The organism is Streptococcus sp. 1453 (assembly GCF_013276955.1).
In the GTDB taxonomy this organism is placed as follows: Bacteria; Bacillota; Bacilli; order Lactobacillales; family Streptococcaceae; genus Streptococcus.
Genome location: NZ_VMLZ01000002.1, coordinates 37,018 through 63,474, shown reverse-complemented (window position 1 = coordinate 63,474; position 26,457 = coordinate 37,018). Strand labels below are relative to the sequence as shown.

Below are 26,457 nucleotides of genomic sequence, written 5' to 3'. Positions count from 1 at the left end.
AGGACACCTCCTAGGCTAATTCCTTCAAAGTTTGCAAAATCGCATCTTTTTCCATAAAACCTGGTTGCGTTTTGACCAATTTTCCTTCACCATCTATAAAGGCTTGAGTTGGGTAAGAACGAACACCATAACTTTCCAAGAGCTTACCTGACGGGTCAACTAGGACTGGGAAATTTTTATAATCCAATCCCTTATACCAATTCTTAAAGTCCGCTTCAGCTTGTTCTCCCTTATGTCCTGGTGACACTACTGTCAAGACCACATAGTCGTCGCCAGCTTCTTTAGCAATTTCATCCGTATCTGGAAGACTAGCCAGACAGATGGAGCACCAAGACGCCCAAAATTTGAGATAGACTTTCTTGCCCTTGTAATCAGATAAGCGGTAGGTCTTGCCATCTACTCCCGTCAATTCAAAATCAGCCACCTCTTTCCCTTTAGCCGTGCTTGTTTTACTAGCTGTCTGCTCCATCTTCATTTCATCTTTCATTTGGTGTTCACTTGTCATGGACTTGCCTGAACAAGCCGTCAAACAAAGGAGCGAACCTGCTCCAAGAACACATGTTTGCCATTTTTTCATACTGATATTCCTTTCCATTTTATTCAAATAATTGACTTAAAATTGAAGCATTTCCAAACAGAACCAAGAGTCCCATCACAATAATGAGAAAACCTCCCACTTTTTTGAGGATTCCGAGATAGGGATGAAGTTTTCGGAAATGTTTCAAAACATAACTAGAGGCCAGAGCTAGGACCAAAAATGGTAGCGCTAGACCCAGCGTATAGATTAACATGAGACCAGCTCCCTGCCAAGCACCTGAGCCACCTGAAGCCGCCAAGGCCAAAACAGAGCCAAGAACCGGTCCCACACAAGGCGTCCAAGCAAAACTAAAGGTCAAACCCAATAAAAATGCCTGACTATAGCCCTTACCATTTTGCTCCTGTCCTTGCAGTTGTAACCTCTTTTCCTTATAAAGCCCCTTAAAGTGTAGAATCTCCATCTGGTGCAAGCCTAAGAGAATGATAACCGCACCCGTCACATATTGGAACCAAGAAGCATAAAGCAAGTCGCCTAAAAAACCAGCTCCATAGCCCAACAAAATAAAGATAAAGGAAATTCCTGCTATAAAGGCCAGCGTTCGCAATAAACTAACAACTGAGATGGAAAATTTGCCACTAGAAGCCTGAGCACCATCCTTATCATCTAGTAACACCCCTGCATAGACCGGTAACAAGGGTAAGATACAAGGAGAAAAGAAGGATAGAATCCCTGCCAAAAAGACACTTAGAAAAAAGAAAATATGACCCATAAAGTTCCTCCTATCATTTTATTGATAGGTTTATTATACTCCTTCCATTTTCGAAAAAACAGGGACGATGATAGGGAAAAATAGGAATTTAATCAGATGATTTAGAAATCTTGGACAAAAATTATACAAAAACTGTCAAAGCACAAAAGCGCATAGTATCAAGNNCTTGATACTATGCGCTTTTGTAATAGATAAATGGTTAATCTTTTCTCAAGCTCGGATCTTTCAAACTCTGCACACTGGCATTGATAACTGCGCCTAGGATAACAATTTTAGCAATCAAGATAAACCAAAACATCATCACAACAAGAAGAACTGAACCTAAAATTCGGACGTCCACTAAATGATGGACATAGTAATTGAGATAACTAGAGAACAGAGTTAGTAGAACTAAAATCACTAAGAGAACAAAGGCACTGCCTGGTAGGGTATAGCTAATTTTCCTGTTAGATAGATTGGGAAGAAAATAATAAAGCATGACCAAGATAGCAAAGAGGAGGGCGTAAGTCAGAGGACCTGCCAAACCTTGTAAAGCCTGATAGATAATACCATCTTTTGTCCAATAATGAGCAAGTAAATCCAAAATCATCTGCCCAAATAAGCTCAAAAACAAGGCAAACGCAAAGAGGAGCTGCAAGCCAAAACTGACTAGGAGACTCACCATCTGATGGGAAATAAGCCCACGACTCTTTTCGACGCCATAAGCCTTGTTAAAAGCTTTTTGCAAGAAATTCATAGATTTTGAAAAACTCCATAACGCCGATAAAACAGAAAAACTCAATAAACCTGTTGAAGGTTGGGTCAAGACTTCTCTGGCTATTTTTTCCACACCTTCATAGAGGCTTGGGGGCAGGACGTCTTTCACAAAGCCCAGAAATTCTCCCACAGGAATCTGAAAATAGGGGAGGATATTGACCACCACCAAAAGAAGTGGAAAAATCGAAATCAACCAATAGTAGGCTACTGCGACACTGGTCAACTCACTATCTGATGCTTGATAATAATGCAAAAAAGCTTTTAATAGAGGCTTGTCTATCAGCTCTTTCCACCACTTTTTCATGTGACACTCCTTCACTTACAATCTTATACTCAATGAAAATCAAAAAGCAAACTAGGAAGCTAGCCGCAGGCTGCTCAAAACACTGTTTTGAGGTTGTAGATAAGACTGACGAAGTCAGTCTCATACATACGGTAAGGCGAAGCTGACGTAGTTTGAATAGATTTTCGAAGAGTATTAACTAATTTCTTCTTACCAATTCCACCATATCATAAGGCAGGGTATTGGCAGCTTCCTTCAGAGAATAGTTCTCTAAGTTATTGACATTTTGTCGTAATTTCTTGGCATACTTGGTCGTAATCAATCGTTTCTCTTCGTATTCGAAAATCAACTTGCGCTCCAAATAATAGCCCCTCAGCATCTCATCGATATTGTTAGGCTTAACGCGATTGATAACCCGTTCGACAAAGGCACCACTGCTGATAATAGCTGTTTCACGAAGACGAGACTTCTGCATAAAACTAATCAAAGAGCGTCTATAGACTCCCTTCAGGTTTTCCAAACTTTCAATAATCATCTCTGTATTGGCCAGATAGAGCTCTGCAATTTGGTCATAATCAAGAGCACGGAGACGGCTTTTCTCCTTGTCCTTCCAGCTACGGAAGGTCTTTCCGAGAGTAAAAATTTCATGAAGGAGAAAACGTAAAATCCGCAAAGAAACAAGGAAATAATAGGTCAATCGTGACGCAAATTTACGATTGATGCCTCGTTCTATATTTTTCAGATAACGTTGGTAAACTCGGTAAGCACGATCGCTAATGTTCCCCTCTTCATAGGCCTGTTCCAATCCATCACTTTCAATACTAAGAATCAAGAGTTTCAAAGCAGCCCAGTCTTCTTGATCATCCTGGTTTTCTTGGCTTAAAATGAGATTTTCAATACGTCCATGGTAATTGTCAATAGCCGCATAGAGAGGGAGCTTATTTCTGGTATCTTCCAACTCTTTTTCCAACTCTATCGTTACTTCATTCAAAATGCCGATATGCATGAGATAATCCTTGCTTTCTTCCTGTTCATCAGAAAGATGAGGCAAGACCACGAGGCCTGTTAAAAAGCTGACAAGTGTCACCCCTGCGACAAGGAAAAGTAAGAGAGGATACTCCTGCTCTAAATTACTCGGTATCAAAAGAATCGTCGCAATCGACACCGTTCCTTTGACACCTGAAAATGTCAAAAGAAGCATGTCCTTCATATACTTATTTAGCTTTTTCTTGAGACGTCTAGTCCTATAGGCATAATAGCCATAAATCATGACAAAACGAATGGCAAAGAGGACAAAGGTAAGGGCTATAAGAGATACCAATAACAGTAAGGGATTATAGATTGGATTGGTCAAGATAGGCTCTGCTATCATTTCCAGCTCCATCCCTAAAATCACAAAGACAGAACCGTTGAGCATAAAGTTGACTGTGTGCCAGACCGTCTCGGTCACCGTATCCACTTGGGCTTCGAGGAGCGTAATTTTCTTAAAACGGCTTGCCTTTAAAATCCCAGCGACCACAACGGCAATAATCCCTGAAACGTGGACTTCTTCTGCCAGGAAGAAGGTTACCAGAGGCAAACTCAATTCTAGTAAAAGTTCGCTGGCAATATCTGTTGCTCTCACACTTAGCAAGAAGCTATGGAGGAAACGGTTGGTCATGGCTGTTAAAAAGCCAATTAAAAAACCGCCTAGAATTGAAAAGATGAGCGAACTACTTGCTTGCCCAAGGGAAAAGGCTCCAGTTGTCCAAGCTGTCAAAGCTACCTGAAAGGCAACCAAGCCAGAAGCATCATTCAAGAGTCCTTCACCCTTAAGGATATTGGACACGCGCTTAGGAAAGCTAAAACGCTCCGAAAGAGAGGCAAAGGCCACCAAATCCGTAGGTCCAAGGGCCGCCCCAACAGCCAAGCAAGCTGCCAAGGGAAGGCTGAACCAAAGAAGGTGGGCCAAGCCACCCAAACTCAGGGTCGAGATAAAAATCACTGGAAATATGAGATAGATAATGATTCGCCAGTGTTTTAAAATAGCTGTAATATCAGCTTCTTCCGACTCTCGGAAAAGCAAGGGTCCGATAACCAGTGCCAAAAACAACTCCGTATTGAGATGAAAGTCGGTATTGGGTAAAAAGAGACCAATCACAATTCCCAAAAGAATCTGCACCAAAGGGAGAGGCAAAAAGGGCAGGAGCTTATTGGTTGTACTTGAGACAATCAAGACCAGTAAAAACAGGATGAGGTAAATCAGTAATTCCACGCACGTCCTCCTTAATCTTTTTTACAACAGGATTCAAATATCTCCTTCTGCTCTTTGATTTTTTGGTCAATCTTGGAACAATCCTTGTGCTCAATTTTTCTCTGGCACCGTTCCATTTCAAGAGCAACTAATTTTTTCTTGATTTTAAGCATTTTTTTGCTCATATACGCTTGGTCTAGCACTCCCACTGCTCGTTCGTGGTGGGTTGATTCAACAAAATTCTGGCGCATGGCATCCAGCTTTTCACGTAGGTATTGTTTATCCATGTCTATATCTCTCTAATTTTTCAATCATTACTAAAAACGGTGGATTGTTGACTTGGTTTAAAGTTCGGTAAATGGCAGCTGTGTACTCTTGTTGGTTCAACTGTCTAACAAAATCCAAGACAGCATCCCTCTCGAGGTCGCCACCATCATGACCATAGTAGATCATAATGGCAATCCGTCCACCTTTGACAAGTAAGCCACACAGCTTTTCTAATGCTTCAATCGTTGTCTGAGGTCGGGTAATGACGGACTTATCAGCTGACGGCAGATAGCCCAGATTAAAAATCCCTGCTTTGGCTTCTGTCACAAACTGGTCCAGTGTTTCATGACCTTGCAAAATCAACTGGACATTCTCTAAACCTGCTTCATTTAAACGGTCTTGGGTCTTTTCCAAGGCTTGTTCCTGAATATCAAAGGCATAGACTTTCTTGGCTAGCTTGGCTAGAAAAAGCGTGTCATGACCATTTCCCATGGTCGCATCCACTACGATATCATCCTGAGTCACTACCTCAGCCAAAAAATCATGTGCCATCTCAAGTGGTCTTTTCATTTTCAAACTCCTGTTTTACAGCCTTGCATCCTTGAACGCTTCCACGACGTCGCATCTCCATCTCAATGCTGTTGAGCACTTCCCATTTATTGAGGCTCCACATAGGGCCAATCAGCATATCTCTCGGTGCATCTCCTGTGATTCGATGGATGACAATATGTTTGGGAATAATTTCCAATTGGTCGCAGATGATCTTGACATACTCTTCTTGACTCATGAGTTGTAAACGTCCCTCGTGGTAATCTCGTTGCATACGCGTATTGGTCATCAGGTGAAGCAAGTGCAGTTTAATTCCTTGAATATCGTTATACGTGACACAACGGCGGACATTTTCAACCATCATCTCATGGGTTTCACCAGGCAAGCCATTAATAAGATGGGAAACAATCTCAATCTTTGGATACTTTCTCAAACGCTTGACCGTTTCCACGTACAACTCATAGGAATGGGCACGGTTAATCAGATCAGAGGTTGTTTCATAAGTAGTCTGCAAGCCCAATTCAACCGTCACATGCATGCGTTCCGACAACTCAGCCAAATATTCGATGGTTTCGTCTGGTAAACAGTCTGGGCGCGTTCCAATATTGATTCCTACCACACCTGGCTCGTTGATAGCCTGCTCATAGCGTTCCCGAATCACTTCCACCTTTTCATGGGTGTTGGTAAAATTTTGAAAATAAACCAGATACTTCTGAACATCTGGCCACTTGCGGTGCATAAAGTCAATTTCCTTATAAAATTGCTCACGGATAGGCGCATCTGGTGCTACAATAGCATCTCCAGAACCTGAAACCGTACAAAAAGTACAGCCTCCATGAGCCACAGTTCCATCACGATTGGGACAGTCAAATCCCGCATCAATAGGGACTTTAAAAGTCTTTTCTCCAAAGAGTTTTCGATAATAATCATTCAAGGTATTATAAGATTTCATAACTTTCATTATAACAAAAATCACCCACAATCTCAAAAGCCTGACTTTCCTATAAATTCCTCTGTTTCTCGTTTCCTTTAGCAATTTTTTATGATACAATATGGATATGATTTTAATGAAATTAGCATCTATTTTATTATTGATACTGACTTTAGTAGTCTGCATCATCATAACCAAACTTTTTAGATTAAAAAAACTAGGACGAAACTTTGCGGATTTGGCTTTTCCAGTCTTGGTATTTGAGTACTACCTAATCACAGCTAAAACCTTTACCCATAATTTTCTCCCTAGACTAGGCCTAGCCCTCTCACTCCTAGCCATTATTCTCGTTTTTTTCTTCCTTCTGAAAAAACGCAGCTTTTACTATCCTAAATTCATCAAATTCTTCTGGCGTGCAGGATTCTTATTAACCCTTGTCATGTATATCGAGATGATTGTTGAATTGATGGCTCAGAAATAAAAAAATGAAATCGAAAACACCTCAATCAAACTAAAATACAATGATTGAAGTGTTTTTCTTTATATCTTTTTTAATAATTCTTATTTTCCTTCTTTATCAGGAAAGAGGTAACCAATACCTACACAAGCCAGCACACCTGCTCCAATGACCAAGCCACTTGAAATTGGCAAAAGGTCCAAAACTGCATTTGCGATGATAAAGGCAATAATCAAACACATCAGACTAGCCTTGTAGTCTTTTTTCAAAAGATTCTCTAGAGTGAAAAAGAGGAACAGCCCTACCGGAATCAATGACCAGAGGTTGACATTAAAATTTGGCCAGCCAACAGAACCAAAATACACTACTGTCGCTGCTGCTACTAAAAAGACAATCCCCAATAATTTTTTCATTTGTTTATCTCCAATTTCTTTTTTAGGAACTTGAGTTATCTGATAGTGAGGCCTCACGTCCCTTACAAAAATCATTATAGCAGAGGTTAGTTTCAAGAACAAGTTCGTTTGCCTATCTGGTCTCTATATCGGTCTAAGTGGTTCAATAATAGCGATAAAATAAGGAAGCAGGTGAAAAACTTCCTTCCAAATAAAAAGGAATTAAGCAACCAAACGCTACTTAATTCCTTGAAATTATCTCATCACCTCTATTAGCCTTTAAATTTTGATAGACTCTATTTTCTAATCAATGTGACCAATATTGTCAATACTAACCCTTTCAATCAATTCATTAGTTGTCGAAACTAAGTCTATTAATAAATCCAAAAAGAGTATCAATAGTAAAGTAAACTAAATAATTGAGTTATAAATGGCTATTTTCACAAAACTGTTTCATCATCACACTATCTCAGTACATAAACCATTTTTTCATCTATAGCTTTTGTCTTCATCTTAATCTTTTTTCTTTAATCCAAGAAATGTGCCTACGGTAAACAGTATTCCAGCAACGAATAATGTAAAGACTCCGCTAACTGTTCCGGTTTTTGGTGACTTATTAAGATTGTTAGTAGTTAATTTGCTATCGATATTGGTGTCTTTATTGGCTATGTTCTCTGGTTCATTAGGATAAACTTCAGTCTTATTTTCAAAGTTTTTATCATTTCTACCAGGAACTGTAGCTTTGACATCCTTAGTTAAATCAGATCTTTGACTTTCATCTAATTGACTATAATTTACTTGTACAGGAACTGTAGCTGTGACACCCTCAGTTGAATCAGATTTGTGTGAATGATTTTCTCTTTGGAAATCCTCTTTTCTGTGACTTTCATCTAATTGATTATGATTTACTTGTACAGGAACTGTAGCTTTGACACCTTCAGTTGAATCAGATTTATGGGAATGATTTTCCCTTTGTAAATCCTCTTTTCTGTGACTTTCATCTAATTGATTATGATTTACTTGCACCTTATTTTTCTTTTTGGATACATCAAAAGTAGGTTTATTTTCTTCCTCCTTTTTCTCCTCTATTTTCTTGAATACAGGTTTTATAAAGGTATCTTTTGATAAATTAAGAACATAGCCAGCATCTTTTTTCCCTTCGAAACCAGAAATTTCCCAGCCATCAAATTGATAGCCTTTTTCTAATTTACCCTTATAGACAGGTAAAATGAAATCTTCTTCCGACACTATCTTAGAACTCATTTCTTTTCCATTTTGCATGGTCACAGTTACCGTATGAGGTTTTAGTTCTCTTACCTCTCCCGTATCTTTGTTTAAAATGAATTCTTTTACAGTTGTATTTCTTGCAAAATCTTTTACAAGAATCTTAATGTTTAGTGTCTTATCTGTTAGTTGTTTAATATCATCAAATGATGTGTATTCTTTTCCATTTACATAAATATGTTTGTCTTGAATCTCACCATTGAATCCATTATCTCTTTTATCATTGATATTAAAGACTACAGATTTTCCATCAGCATATTCGATACTTGTATTTCCCTTGGGATCAATGTTTACTTCTGGTTTAACATTATCATATAAAAATTGATAGTGTACTCCAACCGCTTTCGCATTCAAATTGCTATAGCCAGTTTGAAGATAAACATTTCCATCCATATCTGTTACCTTATCTGGAAATCCGTTTGCTTTATAATCTTTCATCCCCCAGTCCATGATGTCACCGTCTTTAACATTAAGCTTAACGTTAAAATCTCTAGTGTTATCAATGTGTAAATCTCCGTAGATTAAATAATTATCTACAACCGATTCATTAACTCTCAATTCCCAGTTAAAACCACCCTTATCAGAAATCTTACCTCTTAAATAAAATTCTGGATTTCGTACATAAATTTTATTAGATTTAGATGGATTAAAGTAGTTCTTATCCATTGAAAGGTTTACTGGTTTGGTATCAATAAATAACATGGAGCCATCTTCTTTTATAGCTTCTACATTAGAATATTCCTCCCCATGATACTCTTTATTATCTTTACCAAATAATACAAGTTTAGAGGAATCTGTCACAAGATTTCCATCTTTATCGATTGCCTCCCCTTTATCATTCATGTTAAAGGCAAACACTTGATATCTTACAATGTTAAAGCCATCCAAAGCCGACATTAATACTGATTGAGTGCTTCTTCCATCTTTAACATTTCTACTATCAGCATAAATTATTTTTTCTGAAAGGACTCTTAGATTAGGATTGGCCTTTTGTATTTTTGCTATATCTTCATTGCTATAGACTCCATTTCCTTCTAACATATCCGTTTTTCCAGGATTATAGGTAGTCACTTTTAGTGCATAGCCTTTTCTCAGAATGATATTATCCTTTAATAGATATTGTTGTTTTTCTGAATCAGAATAGATTTTACCAGATTCCATTTCAGTTAAATTGTTTGGTTTGTTTTTTGAAAGATCACCTTCTCCTAATTCTATTACATTCCCATAACTTGATGCATAGGGATATTCTGTTTTAGTTTCCCTATTTTTTTCAGGCATTCTAATTTTAGTTTTAGCTTTTGTTTTACCCTTATCTTTTACAAGGATATTCATATCACCCGTAAAGGATAGACCATCGACTACATCATTTGTATTTGCAAATAAGTCAAAGGTTAGAGTTTTAGTTTGTGGGTCGTATTTACTTGCCTTAATTTCTATTAATTTGAAGCCATTGCCATAGTAAGCCTTAGCATTTTTGGATACATTACTTACTTTTCCAAGAATTTCAAAATGTCCATCCTTTGATGGGCTTAATACACCACCAAGCTTTGATTTAACATCATCAAGTTTCTCAGTCTCATATTCTAGAGCACTTCCATCCACATAGGCAGTTATATTTCCCTTAGTATCATATTGATAATCAAGCTCTACTTTTCTTTTTCCGCCATTTACAAAGTCTTCTTCTTCCTTATATTTCTTTTTAATGAGTTTCTTTAGGTCTTTATTTTCAAAGTTTCTTACAGTAGAGATTTCTTTGTCTAACTCTAGAGTTGAAGGTCCCTCTATAGGTTTTTCTTCAACAGTCTCTTTCTTTTCTTCTACGTTATTTGAGGCTTCTGGACTTTGGGCATTTTTAAGTTTATCTTCAGAAATTTCCCCTAGTTTTTTGTAAGAAGAAGCATCTTTGTCAGGATCTACTAGGTAATAAGAAATCATTCCATTTTTGTCAGCCTTATCAGCAAATTTAATTCTATGGATTTTGGTAAAGTTGCTTGCGCCATCTAGGGCGATTACTTCGATGATTTTTCCTCTTAAATTTCCTGCTCCGCTAATTTCGTAGATGGTATTTCCGTCTTTGTCAAGTTTCCTATTTCTTCCTTCACCCTCTCCGGCGTAAGTTACATCAAGATTTTTCTCAACATCTCCATACTTATCGACAAGAGCTGCACCTGCATACCATACTTCGTTGGCTACTTCTTCAAATTTCTCAGGATGTTCTTTTTGGTCTCTAGCAAACAAGGTTTCGTGTTTGTACTCATCCTTTACCTTGTGGTAGGTATCTTTTGCAATCAATTTAATTTTATCTGGATTAGAAAAATCAATTGAAATAATTCTTGGAGCTGTATTATCAATTTTTACTGGTATATAAGAAACCTGCCATGGATAATCCTTGGTTAATCTATATTTGAATTTATAGAAATATTGACCTTCCGCAATCGGTTCAAATTGACCTCTTATCCTAGTAGCAGGATCTTGATTATCCTTACTTTCTGGTGCATTTTCTTCTCTACCTCTAGGATTATAGATGAGTCCATCCCACTTCAAGTCACCCCAAACTTTTAGTTTAGATGATTTGATTCCCTTTGCATCATTGCTTTTAGAATTTAAAATTCCTCTAATAAAGTGTTCTCTCGAAATGACTTTTAAGTCTCTTTGATTTTCTCCCTCTTTATTTATATTTACTATTGAAATTAATCCTTCTTCTGCACTTCTTAATACAAGTGGAGAAGGTGTTAATCCTCTTTCTAGTGAAACACTTTGTGGTTCTCCCTTTGAGTCAAGTGGATATACCCTAGCAACATTAGATCCACTAGTGGATTCTGCATGAATACCTTGGTTGTTAAAGGCAAATAAGTCTGGGTCTTGGTCTAGTGATGTAATATTTTTATCTTTTCTGTTTTGAATAATAGCTGCTGGATTAAATTTATCTATACCATGTTCTCCACCAATACCCTTGTTCAAGGTTCCAGGAATTTTCGGTTTACCATCATCATCATAACCTTCCATTGTTTTTGATTTTGATCCTTCTTCCCAAGCCCATTTATCAAGGATTGGTTCGTGGTTCCAATTCCCAGCAAATCCCATTAGAGGCATCGACAAAGAAGGTTGGAAGTTTATTTTCTTCCCGTTAGAGTTTAGAGCTTCCATTTCTTCCACTGACTCAAAATGAATAAATGATTCTACAAATTTATTTTTGTCTTTAGCCTCTCCAACATTTATAACCGCATTCAAATCAAAGCTAGAATTTGCGCCTATAGTGAAAGTATCATGCTCAAATGTGATATTTGCTCCTTTGATTTTTTCTGGATGGATTTCTGGAACAATTTGCTTCCCATCTGGAGATTTTTCATCTTTATATGTTTCATCCAGTTTTAATCTGTCAGTTAGAGAATCTGTAGTTATCGCTGATGCTGAAACTTTAAAGGTTAAAGGTCTGTCTGATGTATTGTGAAGCTTAACTGTAAAATATTTTTCTTCTCCTTTTATTTCTTTAAGAGAAATAGAACCATAAGAGTTTACCAAACCTTTAGAATCCTTGTTTTTGAAAGTCGCTACAACTTCATTTCTCAAAGCATTGGCAACATTAATTAGCCCTGCTCCCTGTTGTCTAGGTGATGCAAAGTATTGGCTTTTTTCTTTCCAAGACGTTGCATCCATCATCGGTCGCGCAGTATTTTGTAAAGCAATTTTTGTAAGACTTGTAAGGTCTATTTTGTCATCTCCCTCAAGATTTTTCAATACAGGTCTTTCAAGCATTTCCTTTAACTTCGGTCTAATCAAAACAGTAGAAGCTGCTACGATTGGAGTTGCCATACTAGTTCCTGACATATAGCCATAAGTTGATTTCCCATTAATGACATTGAGAGTAGATTTAATGTTTTTACCAGGTGCCGAAACATCGGGTTTTAAAAGTAAATCTATTCTTGGCCCCCAAGATGTGGATCCTGCTGGAACGATGATATCTTCTTTATAGAGTTCTTTGTCTGTGTCAGGTGCAAACTTAAAGTCAATCTCTTTTTCGTCACCTACATTCGGTTTGTTGGAATTAAAACTTTCCATATCAATTGGATAGTATTGCTCCAATTTATCTTTAAAATCTTCTTTATTATTTCTTTTGACTTCAGTTTTTTTATCAGGATTAATCATGTTCCATAGCTTTACACCATCATCTCCTGAAATTGAAAACACTTGACTTTTAGTACCTTCATCCGCTTCATATCCCATAGCTGGAAGCTCTGTCCAATTATCTCTATTGTAGTAATTTACAGTATTTACAACCATAATGGCGCGTGCACCCTTATCCGTAGCTTTTTTAAAAGCATTTTTTAAATCCTTTGTATAAATTCTATCCATTACTGCAATTTTGCCCTTAAGATCCAAACCTATCAACTCTTGGTCTTGGCCTTTGCCTATATATACAAATTTCAATTTATCAGGAGCTTTTGAACCATCTTCATTTGTTGTGATTTTATTCTTATCGAAAAAGGCTCCTATATTTCTGTATTTAAAACTTTTTCCACCTATGTTAACTTTATCAAACTCAACTGTTTGATTTTTAGCAGATGCAACCGCTATCGCATCTTCATGTGCTGCTGTTCGCGTTACATTTCCAGTGTCGGTCATTTTCAGATGATTATTTGCTACTAAATCCCATGAAGAACTTGAAGCAGAAGTCGCATAGTTACCCGTAGCGACAACCATTGGAATGCCTGCTTTTCTTAATGCTCTAATAGCTTGCCAATATTTCTCACCTACAAGACCTGTTCCTGTAAAACCAGATGATACCGAAACAACATCAACGTTGTGTTTGATGGAATCTTCAATAGCATGAAACATTGTTTCATCCCCTGCGAACCCAGATCCTGCGTCAGAGTACATTTTATAAGAGAAGATCTGTGCATTAGGTGCAATTCCATCTATGCCATTAAAGTTCTTGATGTCTTTTTCAGTATCATTTCCAGCAAGAATCCCTGCAATATGCATCCCATGGGGATCAAAATAATCACTTCCATCATCAGCTCTTTCTACGGTAATTTTACCACCATTATAATAATTAAAAGCATGAGGAATTTTATCACTCAACCAATAATTTTTATCAGTGCCTTTTAAGTCTTCTTTTTTAAATCTCATTGAGGCTTTGGCATCATCATCGATTCTCATAGCCTTATGCCTATAATCTGTCCCGGTATCGATATTTGAAATGACCATACCTCTACCATCAAAGTTTTTCCCAAATTGAGCATTAATGGCCTTTAGGTAATCGATAGCCTCCTCAACTCCAATTTCCTTTCGGGCATGATTCATCATGGGTTGGAGTTTTTGTGACCGTTCAACCGATGAAATACCTTCTATTAGTTTAATTTTATCCAGATTATCTGGAGTTGTTTCTATTGAAACACCATTAAAAATCGTATTATAGGTATATAAAACGTTTGTATCCTTAAGATTGGATAATTCCTTGATTGCTTTTTCTCCAGATTCTTTATCTTTAAATTCAGCAATATAGACAAGTTTATCCTCTTTTTTGGGACTTTCTGGGTCTTTACTTGCAGACGAGTCCGCTTTATCTTCTTTGGATTGATTGGAATCTTCTTTGATTTTTTCTTCTTCATTGCTAGTTTTGTTATCTATCACAGATTCTTTACTAACAACTTCTTTTTCCTCAATAACCGTTGTTTTCTTTTCTTCAGTATCCTTTGAAGTTTCTATAGCATTATGAATATCTTCATGTTTCTCTTTATTTTCTGTTTCCTTATCTACTACTTCTTCTTTATCAGAGATAGTTAAAGCATCTTCAGAGTTAGATGTGTCTGCTAAGACTACCTCATTAGGGGCATAGGCTGCTAAAATAACTGCAGCTGTGGTTAATGACAATACTGTACTTTTTTTCATTTTAATTCCTTACATATTTATTTAACTTCCAATAGATAGAAAACTTTAACCTTGCTAGCCTTTGTTATAAAAAGTTTTACTAAGTATTATCTAGGAAATAGAGTAGTACATTTATATATAATTGTTAGCTCTCCATAAAAATAGTATATCATTTAAAAAATTTAAGTCAAGAAAAATTAAGGCTGGTTAATTTTATTTTTAACGCATGTTAATAAATGATGCAAAAGTTTCGTACTTAACGGGGATACATTATAAGCACATTCATACCATCAAAAATAGTAGCAATCAAATTGAACCACTACCAAAATCACAAAGTCAAACATCATTGATGAAATATCAGCGCTATTAAACAATATAAATAACCGCTAAGAATAAGGCTTAACGGTTATTTATACATATCTATTTTTTCAAATCTTCAGTCATATGTTCACCTGTGACCTAGGATTTACGAGTGCCTTGCTCTAGCAACTAATACTCAATGAAAATCAAAAAGCAAACTAGGAAACTAGCCGTAGGCTGCTCAAAACACTGTTTTGAGGTTGTAGATAAGACTGACGAAGTCAGCTCAAAGCACTGCTTTGAGGTTGTGGATAGAACTGACGAAGTCAGTCACATATAAACGGCAAGGTGAAGCTGACTTTGTTTGAAGAGATTTTCGAAGAGTATAAATACTCACGTCCCTTACAAAAATTATTATAGCAGAGGAGTTTCTCAAGAACAAGTTCGTTTGCCTATCTGGTCTCTATATCGGTCTAAGTGGTCTGATTTTCTTTAAAAAGAAAAAGAAGACTGATGAGACTTCTTCACTTTGCCGATTGCAGGGATCGAACCTGTGACCTAGGCTTTACGAGTGCCTTGCTCTACCAACTGAGCTAAATCGGCTATTACACTTACAGTATAGCACTCTGAGAATAGATTTCAAGGAATTTTCATCTCTATTAGAAAAAGCCTGTCCTGAGACAAGGCTTTGAGTTTCTTCATCTTAGGACCCAGCACTTTCATAAGAATCCAAGCCCCTGTCCCAGAGTTTAAGGGAAATACCAAAAAAGACAAGAGAAATCAAAATCAAACCTCCAATGTTAAAGAGTACATCCTTGTCCTGCAAGAAATAGCTGGCAGGATAGTAGGCCGTAAAGGCAAAAGGTACAATAAAACTGATTAACCAACGAAGAAATGAATTATAAATTGAAATGGGATACTTGGCAAAATCATTAAACATATAAAAAATGTAGATCATGGCACCTGACTGCTTGGTCCAAAAAGCGATGCTGGCTGTCGCGATTTTCAAGGAAGTATAAATCAAGGTCGCAAAAGGAATACAAACTAGGAAAAGCAGGAATTTTGGAAGAGTCCAATCAATGCTAGTCACTGTTGTTCCCAATAGGATACCACCGACCAAGAGTTCTCCCAAGGCATCAATCTGAAAAGTCTCAACTAGAATATGAAAGAGAGGATTGATAGGACGAGTCAGATACTTGTCAAACTCACCTTTTCTCACCAAGCGTTGTCCCAGTGCCCAGAGATTATCAAAAAAGAGATGGTCCAATCCCTTAGGAATCAAGGAAAAACCATAGATAAAGGCGATTTCTTGAAAAGTCCAACCTTCTAGGGATGGGATGTGTTGAAAGATGACATTAAGAAACAAGAGGTTCAAGCCTTGAGTTAAAAAAACTCCCAAGACACCAACTACAAAATCCACCTTGTATTCCATAATTTGCTTGATGTATTGTCTGATAAAAATCAGATGCATACGCTGATATTTTTTCATACTAACCTCCTTGAATGGTGATAAAGGACTGGACTCGTTTCCAAATCAACTGAGACAAGCCCACCATCACTATCAGCCAGAAAAACTGCAAAGCGAGTGCCTGAAGAATCTGATTGGCATCGTATTTCCCAACAATAATCATAACTGGAGTGTAAATCAAGGATGAAAAAGGCAGGAAGGACAAAATATCTGAAACAAGCTTTGGAAAGAAAGCCAAGGGAATCAAACTTCCAGACATAAAGGCCACTATGGAAGTCTTTAGTAGATTGGAACCCCAAAGATTTTTAAACACAAAGGCTGAAAATCCAAAGCAGATATTAAAGAAAAAGTTAATCAGATAGGCGAGCGTTAAGCTAAAAAGATATAGAACAGTTAAGCCCAGCACTTCTACAATCCCTTGTCCAGATAAGATTTTCATCAAGACAATAACACTTAAAAATGGAAGGCCAACGCTGATAAAAATCAACCACTTAGACCCAAGCTCGGTAAAAAGATAGGAGGCCGCAAAATGCACTGGCCGCAACAAACGCATGATAATGGAGCCATCCTTGACCTCCTCCCCAATCATAAAAGAGCTATCTGACTTAGTCAAGAGATTGGTCACAAAACTCATGATGATGTAGAGGGTGATATCTGCCATGCTGAAGCCCTGAATCAAGGACTCCTGCGAGGAATCAAAGACAGCCTTCCAGAGATAAAAAGCCACGAAAGCTCCCATCACATCACCAATCCGATAGAGAAGAAAATTGACTCGATAGGTAATCAACTCCTGAATCCCTGCATTGATAAAGGGTTTATAACGTCTCCACAATTTGACCATCTCAGAGCTCCTTTCGGTAGAAGCGACGGATAATATCCTCAATATCCGTATCCACCATCTTCAAATCACGGATTTCAAAATCAGACAGGGTTTGCTTGATAATATCAGCTGACTGGTAGCGGGAACTATCAAATTCAATATTAAGGCTATTTCCTTGTCTATCAATTGTCATATCAGGTAGGCCTTCATAGTGAGAAGCGAGATGACTTTGCCCTGGCACCAAATCAAAGGAAAGAGTCTTCATCTTGCCAAAGGTTTCCTTGAGCTGGCTAACCGTTCCATCAAAAATCTCCTGCCCCTTGTCAATCATGAAAATCCGATCACAAAGTTGCTCAATATCACTCAAATCATGAGTGGTCAGGAGAATAGTCGTCTCTTCCTCCTGATTGATTTGGGTAATAGCCCGACGAATGTTATCCTTAACCGAAACATCCAGACCGATGGTTGGCTCATCTAAAAAGAGAACCTTTGGATTGTGGAGCAAGGAAGCTGCAATATCCGCCCGCATCCGTTGCCCCAGTGAAAGAGTCCGCACGGGGTCCTTGATAAAATCCTTCAAATCCAAGACTTCATTTAAAAAATCCATTCTCTTATGAAAGAGCGAGTCTGGCACATCGTAAATCTCTTTCAAAACCGTGTAGGTCTCTTGCAGAGCCAAATCCCACCATAGCTGGGTTCTTTGCCCAAATACCACCCCAATATCCTTGACATAATCTTGGCGATTGTCTTGCGGAATTTTGCCGTTAATCCGACAAAAACCAGATGTCGGTTTCAAAATCCCTGTCAGCATTTTGATGGTTGTCGACTTCCCAGCACCATTGGCCCCGATAAAGCCTAAAATTTGTCCTTTTGGGACCTCAAAAGTCAAATCCTTGACCGCTTCAAAGGTCTGCTTTTCAGGATGAATGAAGGAGCGTAATGCCCCCTTCAAGCCCGGTTCCTTAACAGTCTTCACAAAATTTTTCTGAAGATGTTCCACTTCTATCATTGCCATATCTATCTCCCTATCGCAAGGAATAGCAACATTGTATTTTCCAATACAAGTATTCGAAATCCTTACTTTCTACACCTTCTACATTTTATTATTACAGAAAGCTTTATACCAACCTATTATAGTCCAATAAAAACTAGAATGCAAGCGTTTGCCTACAGATTATAAAATTAAAGATTTCTCTCTTAAAATCATACTTTTAATCAAAAATTCTGTTGATTAGAAATTGGTTTAAATCCCCCAATCAATTTGTCCATTTTTTATCTCATTTCACTATGCAATAAGTGAGACCGAAAAAGTCTTTAAAATTAAAAAACGCATAATATCAGGTCTTGAAAACTTGATACTATGCGTTTTATTGTGGCTTCATTTTATCCTGAAATGAAGTTTTTGCCCATCCTCATTAAGGACAATCTGTTCATTGCAAACAAATTATACCCATTAGAAAGATTAGTCTTCTTTTTTCTTGCGAGCAAGAAGTCCAAATCCACCTAGAACTCCAAGGAGTCCAAGTGCAGCTAGACTAGCGTTAGCTTCTGTACCTGTGTTAGGCAATTCTTTTTGACCATCAACATATTTAGGTGTTGCTGGCATTTGAGGCTTAGCTGGCTGTTCAGGTATTGCTGGAGTTGCTGGCTCTACCGGTTGTGCTGGTTGAGTCGGTTCAACCGGTGTTGGAGTTGGCATCTCAACTTTGCGGAATATATGTCTGATATTACCATTTGAATCTGTCACAGTCTTCACATATTCGTAACCTGGAATTGTTCCCGGTTCTTTAGAACCTGGCTCACTTGGTTTCAATGGATTTCCATTCTCATCAGTCCAAGTAGTTGTATTTTGCTTACCTGGATTTGGTTGAGGAACAGGTGAAGGTGTTGGAGCTGGTGGTGTTACTTTTTCATAAACATGAACAGTATCTCCATTTGACAGTTTCTTCGTTTCTACGAATCTGTATTCTGGAATGTCTTTCTTATCGACTGTACCTGGCTCACTTGGATAGTTTGGAATCTCTTTGCCTTCTTTATCTTTGAAGAAGGTACTTACTTTTTCGTAGATATGTTCAGTATCACCATTTGGTAATTTCTTAGTCTCTACGAATCTGTATTCTGGGATATCTTTCTTATCGACTGTACCTGGCTCACTTGGATAGTTTGGAATTTCGTTTCCGTCTTTATCTTTGAATGAAGTTGTTACTTTTTCGTAGATATGTTCGATATCTCCGTTTGGAAGTTTCTTAGTCTCTACGAATTTATAACCTGGAATCGTTTTAGCCGGAGTTTCTCCTTCTTCTGTTGATTTCACAGGGTTGTTGTCTTTATCAACAGTAATAAGATTGCCTTCCTTATCCTTGAATGTTGTTGTTACTTTTTCATAGATATGCTCAATATCGCCATTTGGTAATTTCTTCGTTTCTACGAATTTATAACCTGGGATCGTTTTAGCTGGGATTTCTCCTTTTTCTGTTGATTTCACAGGATTATTGTCTTTATCAACAGTAATAAGATTGCCTTCCTTATCCTTGAATGTTGTTGTTACTTTTTCATAGATATGAGTAGTATTACCTTTGTTATCAACTTTAGTTTCAACAAATCTATAGCCCGGGAAGTCCTTCTTATCAACTTTGCCATCTTCTGTAGTACTTCCTGAAACAACATTCCCATCTGTGTCTTTAAACTCCGTTACAGGACGCACAGTTGGAGTATAAGTTTCAGAAACCACCTTACCATTGACGTCTTTCACTTGAACTGTTACTGGAGTTGCCTTGCCTACGAAATCTTTTTCTGGTGTAAATTCAACGACTCCATCCTTAAGTACATATATTCCTTCTCCTGGAACTACAACTTCTTTCACTTCTTTACCAGTTTTATCAACTAATGTTAGAGTAGACTTATCAAGCTCAACTTTTTCATGACCTTTATTAAAGTTTACTGTTGTATTATCTTGATCTGGCGTATCAAATACTACAGGAGATGTTTGAATAGTTCCACGAGCTCCTTCAGTAACCGATGAAGCACCTGTTGGGGTTACAGCTGTTACCGTTGGAGTGTAGGTAGTTGTTGTAATTGTTCCGTTGGCATCCTTCACTTGAACTGTTACTGGAGTTGCCTTGCCTACAAAGCTTGAAAGAGGTTGGAAGGTGATGGTGTTGGTGTCTTTGTTTAGACTGTAGGTACCTTGATTTGCCACTGTGACAGTTGTAGTTTCTGCTCCATTGGCATCAAGAAGCGTTACCGTTCCTTTATCTAGCTCAACAGACTTCGCAACAGTTTCAACCATAGCACTACCTTTAGTAAAGTTCACAGTGCTAGCGTCTGTATCTGCAGTATCATACTTAATAGATGAAGTCTGGGCTTGTCCTTGCGGTCCAGTTGTCTCTGAAGCTTCAGAGCTTGGTGTTACTGGAATAACTGTTGGGGTGTAGGTAGCTTCTTTCGTAATGCTTGCAGTTTCATTCTTGGCATTTTTAACAGTCGCAGTTGCTTCAACTTTGATGGCATCTGGTGTCCCCTTATACGCACCATCTGGTTGGAAGGTTACTTTACCTGTCGTTGAATCAATTGTATACGTACCAACTGATTGAACAACTACAGATGTTTCATCTGTCGCTTGGCCTGTAGTTGGATCCACAAGTTTATAGCCTGTGATAGTCGTTGTTGCTTCTGCTCCATTTGACAAGGCAAAGGTTGGAGTTCCTTCTTGTTCTGCCCCTTGAATATCTTTCGATGTCACATCAGTCGACGTTAGAGAAACTGGAGTAACTGTCGGAGTGTAGGTAGCGGTTGAGGTTTCACCATTTGAGTCCGTTGCTTGAACAGTAACACCTGTTCCCTTCTTTTTATATGATGGATCTGGTACGAAGGTCACAAGACCTGTTGTTGGTTCAATTGTGTATGTTCCTTCATTTGCAATTGTAACACTAGTAGTTGGTTGCATCGTTGATGGATCAAGCAACTGACGTGTTGCAATCGTTACTGATGGATCTGATGTTTCAAATCCTGGTGTTCCACTTTGAGTAGCCCCTTGAATACCAGTCGATGTGGCATCTTCAGATGTCATGGTCACAGCTGTTACCGTTGGAGTGTAAGTCGTTGTTGTCGCTGTTCCGTTGTCATCCTTCACTTGAACTGTTACTGGAGTTGCCTTGCCTACGAAACTTGAAAGAGGTTGGAAGGTGATGGTGTTGGTGTCTTTGTTTAGACTGTAGGTACCTTGATTGGCCACTGTGACAGTTGTAGTTTCTGCTCCATTGGCATCAAGAAGCGTTACCGTTCCCTTATCTAACTCAACAGACTCCTCAACATTTTCAACCATAGCACTACCTTTAGTAAAGTTCACAGTGCTAGCGTCTGTATCTGCAGTGTCATACTTAATAACTGAAGTCTGGGCTTGTCCTTGCGGCCCAGTTGTCTTAGAAGCTTCAGAGCTTGGAGTTACTGGAATAACTGTTGGAGTGTAGGTAGCTGTCGCAGTTGCAGTGAGTGGGTTGCCAGTAGTATCATTAGAAAATGTTACTGTCAAACGTACTGTAACTGCTGGTGCTTCCCCTGTAAAGTCTTTTTCAGGAGTGAAAGTGACCAATCCTGTATCTTTATCAATCTTGTAAGTACCTATTGTCTTACCATCTTTTGTAGCCGTTACAGAGCCATCTATCGCTCCTTCAAGGCTATAGAGTTTTGTTCCCTGATCAATCTTTTTCTCAGTTTCGACATCTGTTTTAAACTCAAATGTTGGGTCACCTGTTTGTGGTTCCCCTTGAATAGCCAATGATTTCGTAGGTTGACCCTCTATATCCAGAGGAGTAACAGTAATAGTGTAGACTGTTCTTGCCGTGGATGTGTTTGCACCATGATCTGTCCCCGCTGTTGTCTCACCAACGTTTGTCTCATCAACTAGGTTAGTATTACTATCCATAACATCTACTGTAACCGTATAAACACCAACTTCTGTCAATTTTAAGCTTGTTGCATCTGGGTAATTATGAGCATCACCAGTCTTTGTGTAAGATGCAACCACCCCACCATTTGGATCAGTTACTGTAATAGTTGTTATCTTGGTATTGTGACTAGTCTTGAAAGTTTTCTCAGCATCACTTGTAGATGGAAGTGAGTCATCTTCTGCATCAGCTACTGTCACATGAGCATCAGTTGTTACCGTACTTACTCCGTCCAAACTGCGGTCTACTAAGTCTACAGTTGTATTCATCTTAGATGTATAAGAAGTCGAAGTAACAGTTGGTTTTCTATTGATAATTGTAGCTTCGTCCGTTGATTCTGCTGTAGTAGCCTTAACCACACCAGAAAATCCTGATGAAGTAGATACTTCCCAATGACCAGCATCTGTCTTTGTAGCTGTCACTACTGACTGATCCGATGACGACCATGTGTTTGTAGCTTTATCGTAAGAAACTGTTACATAGGTTCCATTCCCAACTGTTGTAGCTAAGGTATTTTCTCTCGCATAAACTGTTTCTTTACGAGTCACATCATTAACTGCTGTAACCTTTCCTGTAGCATCATAACTACGGTTATAGGCATAAATATAGAACTTGATAGAGCCATCCGTTTGCACAGAAGTGTAAACTTCTCTATTCGTTACATCATAAGTACCATCTCCGTGATCGGTTCTAACAGTCGCATATTCAGCTGGTAGTTCCCAACGTCCACTTGTTTTATTCAAGGTTGCAACATGTGACGAGTTATCATTATCTTGGAGTGTAACAGATGAACGCATCAAGGATGCTGTAACAGCTTCTGTTTTAGCATAAACAGATATCTTATTTACACCAGCTGTTGCTGTCATTTCACTTGTAACTTTTAATTTAAATTGTTCACCAACTGTTCCGACTAATTCACCAGCTGTCACTGCTGTATTTGTAGTTCCCTCCGCGGCAACATACCACTTGCCTTCTCTATTTTCAAGTGCTGTGACACTTCCATCAGGCATAGTCACCTTGGCATAGGTAGCTCCTTTAGAGATAGTCACTGGGACTTCTGTTCCATATGCAGCAATGTTGAGGACATCAATTTTCGGTGCTACCTTAACTGTGATACCTGCATGGGTTTCTTGCCCCTGGGTTGTCCAACCATTCGCACCTGTTGGCTGGTTCCAGTCCTTAGCATAGGCTGTAACATAATAAATACCAGCTTCCGTTGGAGTCCCACTAATCAAAGCCTTCCCTGTATAACCCACAGTCGCACCGTCAGGACTAGTTAAGGATCTACTACCATCTAGCGCATAGGTCAATCCCGGAATCTCTGTATCCACGGCACGAGCTGTTCCAGTAGCTGTCACAATATTACCCGAGATTCCTGTAGTACTTGGCCCGTATTGATTACGGACTGTAACATCTGTCCCATCTGCTAGCGTATAGCTAACATTAGCACCGCCAGACATGGCACGAGAACCTGAAGTATCTGAGTAGTGGATATCAATACTATTTGTAGAGTGACCTTGCTCATTGGTGAAGCTACTTTCACCAACCTTTCCTTCAAAGATCTCTCCATTGGTTCCAATGTTTGGTGGAGTTGTGTCTTGCCAACCAATCCAACCCCCACGAAGATTTCGGTACACTGCACGCACAGTTGCATTGGTCTGGGTATTGGTATAGGTCACATACATCCGCGTATCATATACCCCATTTGCCAGACCATCTGTCACAATCTTCCCCTGAATAGTATCTGTAGCTGCATTATAGGTTAAACCTGTTGGTAAGTTTGTCGGCTCTACCTTTGAAACCACCCAGCCAGCTGTGGCTGCTTTCTCTGTCACACTAAATCGTCCCTTGATCTTTTCGATATAGACACGGTCAGTACCTTGTTCATAGACATAGTGATAGATGTGGGTTGCAAGGTATTCATATCCTCCTCCTGCACCAAAAACTACATTATTATACGTTGAAATTCTTGACCCATCTGCGCGGAGTTTTCCTTTCCAGAGGGGAGCTTCTGCAGCCAAGGCTTCTGCTTGTTCCTTGGTTAGAGGAAAATCCACTCGACCTTTATTATTATTTCCGGAACCTGAGTTACCAGGATTCGTATCGGTACCTGTCCGTTGGTGAGAGTACACGACTGCTTCCAGAGTCGTAATATCTCCACTGATTCTATCAGTTGAGACATCTCCGTTTGTAGCGGCAGTTGCACCAAAGGTATAGATATCCTTACCTGTTGCAGAGGCTTCTGTTGTAGCTGTTGAAACTATCTTATAAGTGCCATCCCCCTGCGGAATGGATATATAATCTTTGGCATTTGGTTGTGCAATTACACCACCGGCAGGAGGCGTATCAGCCAAGGAAACAGAAAATTCTTCTTTGCCTGTTTTACGGAGAGTAACATATACAGCTTCAATAGATGACTTCAATTCTGCCATCGATTGGTTAAGGGCTTGGGCACTCGCATCACCATTTGCTAAAGCAGCCTTTGCTTCTGTAATTTTAGCAGCATTGCTGGCTATGGCAGCTCTAATAGCACTCTTGACATCTTCAGAAAGGCTTGAATCATTTGCTTCTTTTTCCAAAAAACTATTTGCTAAACGATTGGTTACATCCGCCTCTGACACTCGCTTTTCTAACTCTACTTTTTCAGATGATTGATTTGTTTCTGCTGTATCGACTTGATTAGCTTGTGCTTGACTAGATGCCTCTGCGATTACAGTAATAGCATTTGTTAGGGCTTGGACTTGCTGAGCGACCTCTTCTTGACTTGGTTTAGCTTCTAAAACTGCTTGCGCACTTGTCAATGTTTGATTAGCAAAGTCAAGAGCTAGACTGTCTGTCCCCTTAGTAGCCGACTGGATTGCAGTACGTAAGGTCAAAATTTTCGATTGTAGTTCCGTCTTATCTGCAACTGTTTCTGTAGAGGATTCAGTTGCCGCTGCTTCGGTATTCTCATCGCTAGCTTGGGATGAGGCAGTATCTTCACCGCCGTCCCTAGTTAGGACTGGTTTTGCGTCATAAGTAGTGGATTTAGATGAGTTAGCACCTTGATTAGCACCCTCATCGCCTATGGTCGGTGTTGGAGTAGCTGTTGAAGATAGTTCATTAACTCCTTCTACTTCTGTTGCTGATACCGCACCAGCTCCAAGAAACATCAAACCAGCCGCAATTGCCACTGATGCTGCCCCAAAACTATACTTACGAATACCATATCGAAGGTATCTTTCAGTTCTAAAATCTTGTTGACCTCTCTTCATGAGATTCAACCTCCTTGATTTATTTTATTCGTGTTGATTTAAAGCATTAGGGCAAATAAAAAGCCCCCCCCCTTAAATTTTTTAGTAATATTAAGAGAAGAACATCTTAAAAAAGATTGCTAAATAATTGTACACGTTTCAGTTCATTATATCATTTATATTTGTAGCATTCAAGTATTATAACTGGTAATTATTGAGTTTGAATGAGTGTTTTTTAATTTTATTAGAGATCTTTCTATTTTTCATTAACGATGATCAATGCTTTAGTATAAAACCAATTTACATACGCTTAAAGAGTATTGTATTGAAACACGTGACTCTAAGAATAACAGCAGTAACTTAAATTTATACTCTTCGAAAATCTCTTCAAACCACGTCAGCTTCACCTTGCCGTACTCAAGTACAGCCTGCGGCTAGCTTCCTAGTTTGCTCTTTGATTTTCATTGAGTATTACCTTACAAGAAGATATTTTGAAATCAAAAAAAGTTGAGACATAGCGTCTTCAACTTTTTTACATTACTTTAACTACTGATTAAAGTGAGTTTACGTCAACTTTGATACCAACACCTTGAGTAGTTGTGATAGTCAAGTTTGTTACGTAAGTTCCTTTAGCTGTAGCTGGTTTTGCTTTTTGGATTGTTTCGTTGAAAGCTTTGAAGTTTTCAACCAATTTTTCAGCTTCAAATGATACTTTACCGATGATTGCTTGAACGTTACCTGCACGGTCAGCACGGTAAGTAATTTTACCACCTTTAGACTCTTCAACTGCTTTAGCAACATCCATAGTTACAGTACCAGTTTTAGGGTTTGGCATCAAGTTACGTGGTCCAAGGACACGTCCAAGACGTCCAACAAGAGCCATCATATCAGGTGTAGCGATAACTACGTCGAAGTCCAACCAACCGTCGTTGATTTTAGCAACAAGGTCATCTTCACCAACAAAGTCTGCACCAGCAGCTTTTGCTTCTTCAGCTTTTGCACCACGTGCGAAAACAAGAACGCGTGAAGTTTTACCAGTACCGTTTGGCAATACCATTGCTCCACGGATTTGTTGGTCAGCTTTTTTAACGTCGATGTTCAAGTTGTAAGCAACTTCTACAGTTGCATCAAATTTTGCAAAGTTAGTTTCTTTTGCAAGTGCTACAGCTTCTTCTACGCTGTATGCTTTTGTGCTGTCGATTTTCTCAAGAGCAGCACGAAGTTGTTTGCTTTTTTTAGCCATTTTCTATTCTCCTTGTAAGTGGTTCAATCGATTTTCATCTCCCACGTCACTTCTCGAAATGATGAAGTCTTGCGGGTTATCAGTCTATTATTTCTCTTTTCCTACGGACTTAAGTTC

The 26,457-nt window shown here is 38.6% G+C and carries 16 protein-coding genes and 1 tRNA gene; 2 read left to right on the top strand and 15 right to left on the bottom strand.

The annotated features are described in order from the left end of the window. Nucleotides 1–10: 10 nt before the first annotated feature. The 7 genes from HW098_RS01170 to HW098_RS01140 all read right to left on the bottom strand — a co-directional run bounded on the left by HW098_RS01170 (nucleotide 11) and on the right by HW098_RS01140 (nucleotide 6,356). Nucleotides 11–577, bottom strand: a complete 567-nt coding sequence (locus tag HW098_RS01170; RefSeq protein WP_061438786.1) for a redoxin family protein — start codon at nucleotides 575–577, stop codon at nucleotides 11–13. Between the two features lie 19 nt (nucleotides 578–596). Beyond that, entirely contained in the window at nucleotides 597–1,307 is a 711-nt protein-coding gene (gene ccdA2 / locus HW098_RS01165) for a thiol-disulfide oxidoreductase-associated membrane protein CcdA2 (protein ID WP_176139021.1), read from the bottom strand. A gap of 199 nt (nucleotides 1,308–1,506) precedes the next feature. Further along, nucleotides 1,507–2,367, bottom strand: coding sequence for a YihY/virulence factor BrkB family protein (locus tag HW098_RS01160; RefSeq protein WP_176139020.1), 861 nt, complete (start codon nucleotides 2,365–2,367; stop codon nucleotides 1,507–1,509). Between the two features lie 178 nt (nucleotides 2,368–2,545). Next, complete coding sequence (locus tag HW098_RS01155) at nucleotides 2,546–4,600, bottom strand: cation:proton antiporter (protein WP_176139019.1); 2,055 nt, start codon at nucleotides 4,598–4,600, stop codon at nucleotides 2,546–2,548. An 11-nt stretch (nucleotides 4,601–4,611) separates the two neighbouring features. Next, nucleotides 4,612–4,866 (bottom strand): hypothetical protein, encoded by a 255-nt coding sequence (locus HW098_RS01150; protein ID WP_173254449.1) that lies wholly within the window; start codon nucleotides 4,864–4,866, stop codon nucleotides 4,612–4,614. Next, on the bottom strand, nucleotides 4,859–5,416 hold the full coding sequence (locus HW098_RS01145; RefSeq protein ID WP_176139018.1) for a class I SAM-dependent methyltransferase: 558 nt from the start codon (nucleotides 5,414–5,416) through the stop codon (nucleotides 4,859–4,861). Before HW098_RS01145 ends, HW098_RS01150 begins: the two co-directional genes overlap by 8 nt. Next, nucleotides 5,400–6,356, bottom strand: a complete 957-nt coding sequence (locus tag HW098_RS01140) for a TIGR01212 family radical SAM protein (protein WP_176139017.1) — start codon at nucleotides 6,354–6,356, stop codon at nucleotides 5,400–5,402. Before HW098_RS01140 ends, HW098_RS01145 begins: the two co-directional genes overlap by 17 nt. 91 nt (nucleotides 6,357–6,447) lie before the next feature. Between HW098_RS01140 and HW098_RS01135 the strand changes: the two genes are divergently transcribed. Next, nucleotides 6,448–6,807 carry a DUF3397 family protein gene (locus HW098_RS01135; protein WP_012972478.1) on the top strand — a complete coding sequence of 120 codons (360 nt, stop codon included), beginning with the start codon at nucleotides 6,448–6,450 and terminating at the stop codon, nucleotides 6,805–6,807. Between the two features lie 80 nt (nucleotides 6,808–6,887). Here HW098_RS01135 and HW098_RS01130 read toward each other — a convergent pair whose 3' ends face one another. Beyond that, a complete protein-coding gene (locus HW098_RS01130; RefSeq protein WP_176139016.1) occupies nucleotides 6,888–7,196 on the bottom strand; it encodes a hypothetical protein in 309 nt (102 codons plus the stop codon). Between the two features lie 492 nt (nucleotides 7,197–7,688). Beyond that, entirely contained in the window at nucleotides 7,689–14,351 is a 6,663-nt protein-coding gene (locus HW098_RS01125; protein WP_176139015.1) for a S8 family serine peptidase, read from the bottom strand. A 478-nt stretch (nucleotides 14,352–14,829) separates the two neighbouring features. Between HW098_RS01125 and HW098_RS10370 the strand changes: the two genes are divergently transcribed. After that, complete coding sequence (locus HW098_RS10370) at nucleotides 14,830–14,970, top strand: hypothetical protein (protein ID WP_240149437.1); 141 nt, start codon at nucleotides 14,830–14,832, stop codon at nucleotides 14,968–14,970. Between the two features lie 190 nt (nucleotides 14,971–15,160). Here the strand turns inward: HW098_RS10370 and HW098_RS01115 are convergent. From HW098_RS01115 to rplA, 6 genes are all read right to left on the bottom strand, one after another. Further along, nucleotides 15,161–15,233 (bottom strand) — tRNA-Thr (locus HW098_RS01115). A 100-nt stretch (nucleotides 15,234–15,333) separates the two neighbouring features. Then, nucleotides 15,334–16,119, bottom strand: coding sequence for an ABC transporter permease (locus tag HW098_RS01110; RefSeq protein ID WP_000760742.1), 786 nt, complete (start codon nucleotides 16,117–16,119; stop codon nucleotides 15,334–15,336). Between the two features lies 1 nt (nucleotide 16,120). Beyond that, on the bottom strand, nucleotides 16,121–16,939 hold the full coding sequence (locus tag HW098_RS01105) for an ABC-2 family transporter protein (protein WP_176139014.1): 819 nt from the start codon (nucleotides 16,937–16,939) through the stop codon (nucleotides 16,121–16,123). Nucleotide 16,940: 1 nt separating this feature from the next. After that, entirely contained in the window at nucleotides 16,941–17,933 is a 993-nt protein-coding gene (locus HW098_RS01100) for an ATP-binding cassette domain-containing protein (protein ID WP_176139013.1), read from the bottom strand. Nucleotides 17,934–18,380: 447 nt separating this feature from the next. Beyond that, a complete protein-coding gene (locus tag HW098_RS01095; protein WP_176139012.1) occupies nucleotides 18,381–25,118 on the bottom strand; it encodes a YSIRK-type signal peptide-containing protein in 6,738 nt (2,245 codons plus the stop codon). Nucleotides 25,119–25,650: 532 nt separating this feature from the next. After that, nucleotides 25,651–26,340, bottom strand: a complete 690-nt coding sequence (rplA, locus tag HW098_RS01090; protein WP_001085675.1) for a 50S ribosomal protein L1 — start codon at nucleotides 26,338–26,340, stop codon at nucleotides 25,651–25,653. Between the last annotated feature and the right edge of the window lie 117 nt (nucleotides 26,341–26,457).

Coding starts and splice junctions, on each gene's coding strand:
- ccdA2 (WP_176139021.1), bottom strand. CDS start 1,307: ATGGGTCATATTTTCTTTTTTCTAAGTGTCTTTTTGGCAGGGATTCTA.
- HW098_RS01130 (WP_176139016.1), bottom strand. CDS start 7,196: ATGAAAAAATTATTGGGGATTGTCTTTTTAGTAGCAGCAGCGACAGTA.
- HW098_RS01125 (WP_176139015.1), bottom strand. CDS start 14,351: ATGAAAAAAAGTACAGTATTGTCATTAACCACAGCTGCAGTTATTTTA.
- HW098_RS01150 (WP_173254449.1), bottom strand. CDS start 4,866: ATGGATAAACAATACCTACGTGAAAAGCTGGATGCCATGCGCCAGAAT.
- rplA (WP_001085675.1), bottom strand. CDS start 26,340: ATGGCTAAAAAAAGCAAACAACTTCGTGCTGCTCTTGAGAAAATCGAC.
- HW098_RS01140 (WP_176139017.1), bottom strand. CDS start 6,356: ATGAAAGTTATGAAATCTTATAATACCTTGAATGATTATTATCGAAAA.
- HW098_RS01170 (WP_061438786.1), bottom strand. CDS start 577: ATGAAAAAATGGCAAACATGTGTTCTTGGAGCAGGTTCGCTCCTTTGT.
- HW098_RS10370 (WP_240149437.1), top strand. CDS start 14,830: ATGAAAATCAAAAAGCAAACTAGGAAACTAGCCGTAGGCTGCTCAAAA.
- HW098_RS01100 (WP_176139013.1), bottom strand. CDS start 17,933: ATGGCAATGATAGAAGTGGAACATCTTCAGAAAAATTTTGTGAAGACT.
- HW098_RS01160 (WP_176139020.1), bottom strand. CDS start 2,367: ATGAAAAAGTGGTGGAAAGAGCTGATAGACAAGCCTCTATTAAAAGCT.
- HW098_RS01105 (WP_176139014.1), bottom strand. CDS start 16,939: ATGGTCAAATTGTGGAGACGTTATAAACCCTTTATCAATGCAGGGATT.
- HW098_RS01095 (WP_176139012.1), bottom strand. CDS start 25,118: ATGAAGAGAGGTCAACAAGATTTTAGAACTGAAAGATACCTTCGATAT.
- HW098_RS01110 (WP_000760742.1), bottom strand. CDS start 16,119: ATGAAAAAATATCAGCGTATGCATCTGATTTTTATCAGACAATACATC.
- HW098_RS01135 (WP_012972478.1), top strand. CDS start 6,448: ATGGATATGATTTTAATGAAATTAGCATCTATTTTATTATTGATACTG.
- HW098_RS01145 (WP_176139018.1), bottom strand. CDS start 5,416: ATGAAAAGACCACTTGAGATGGCACATGATTTTTTGGCTGAGGTAGTG.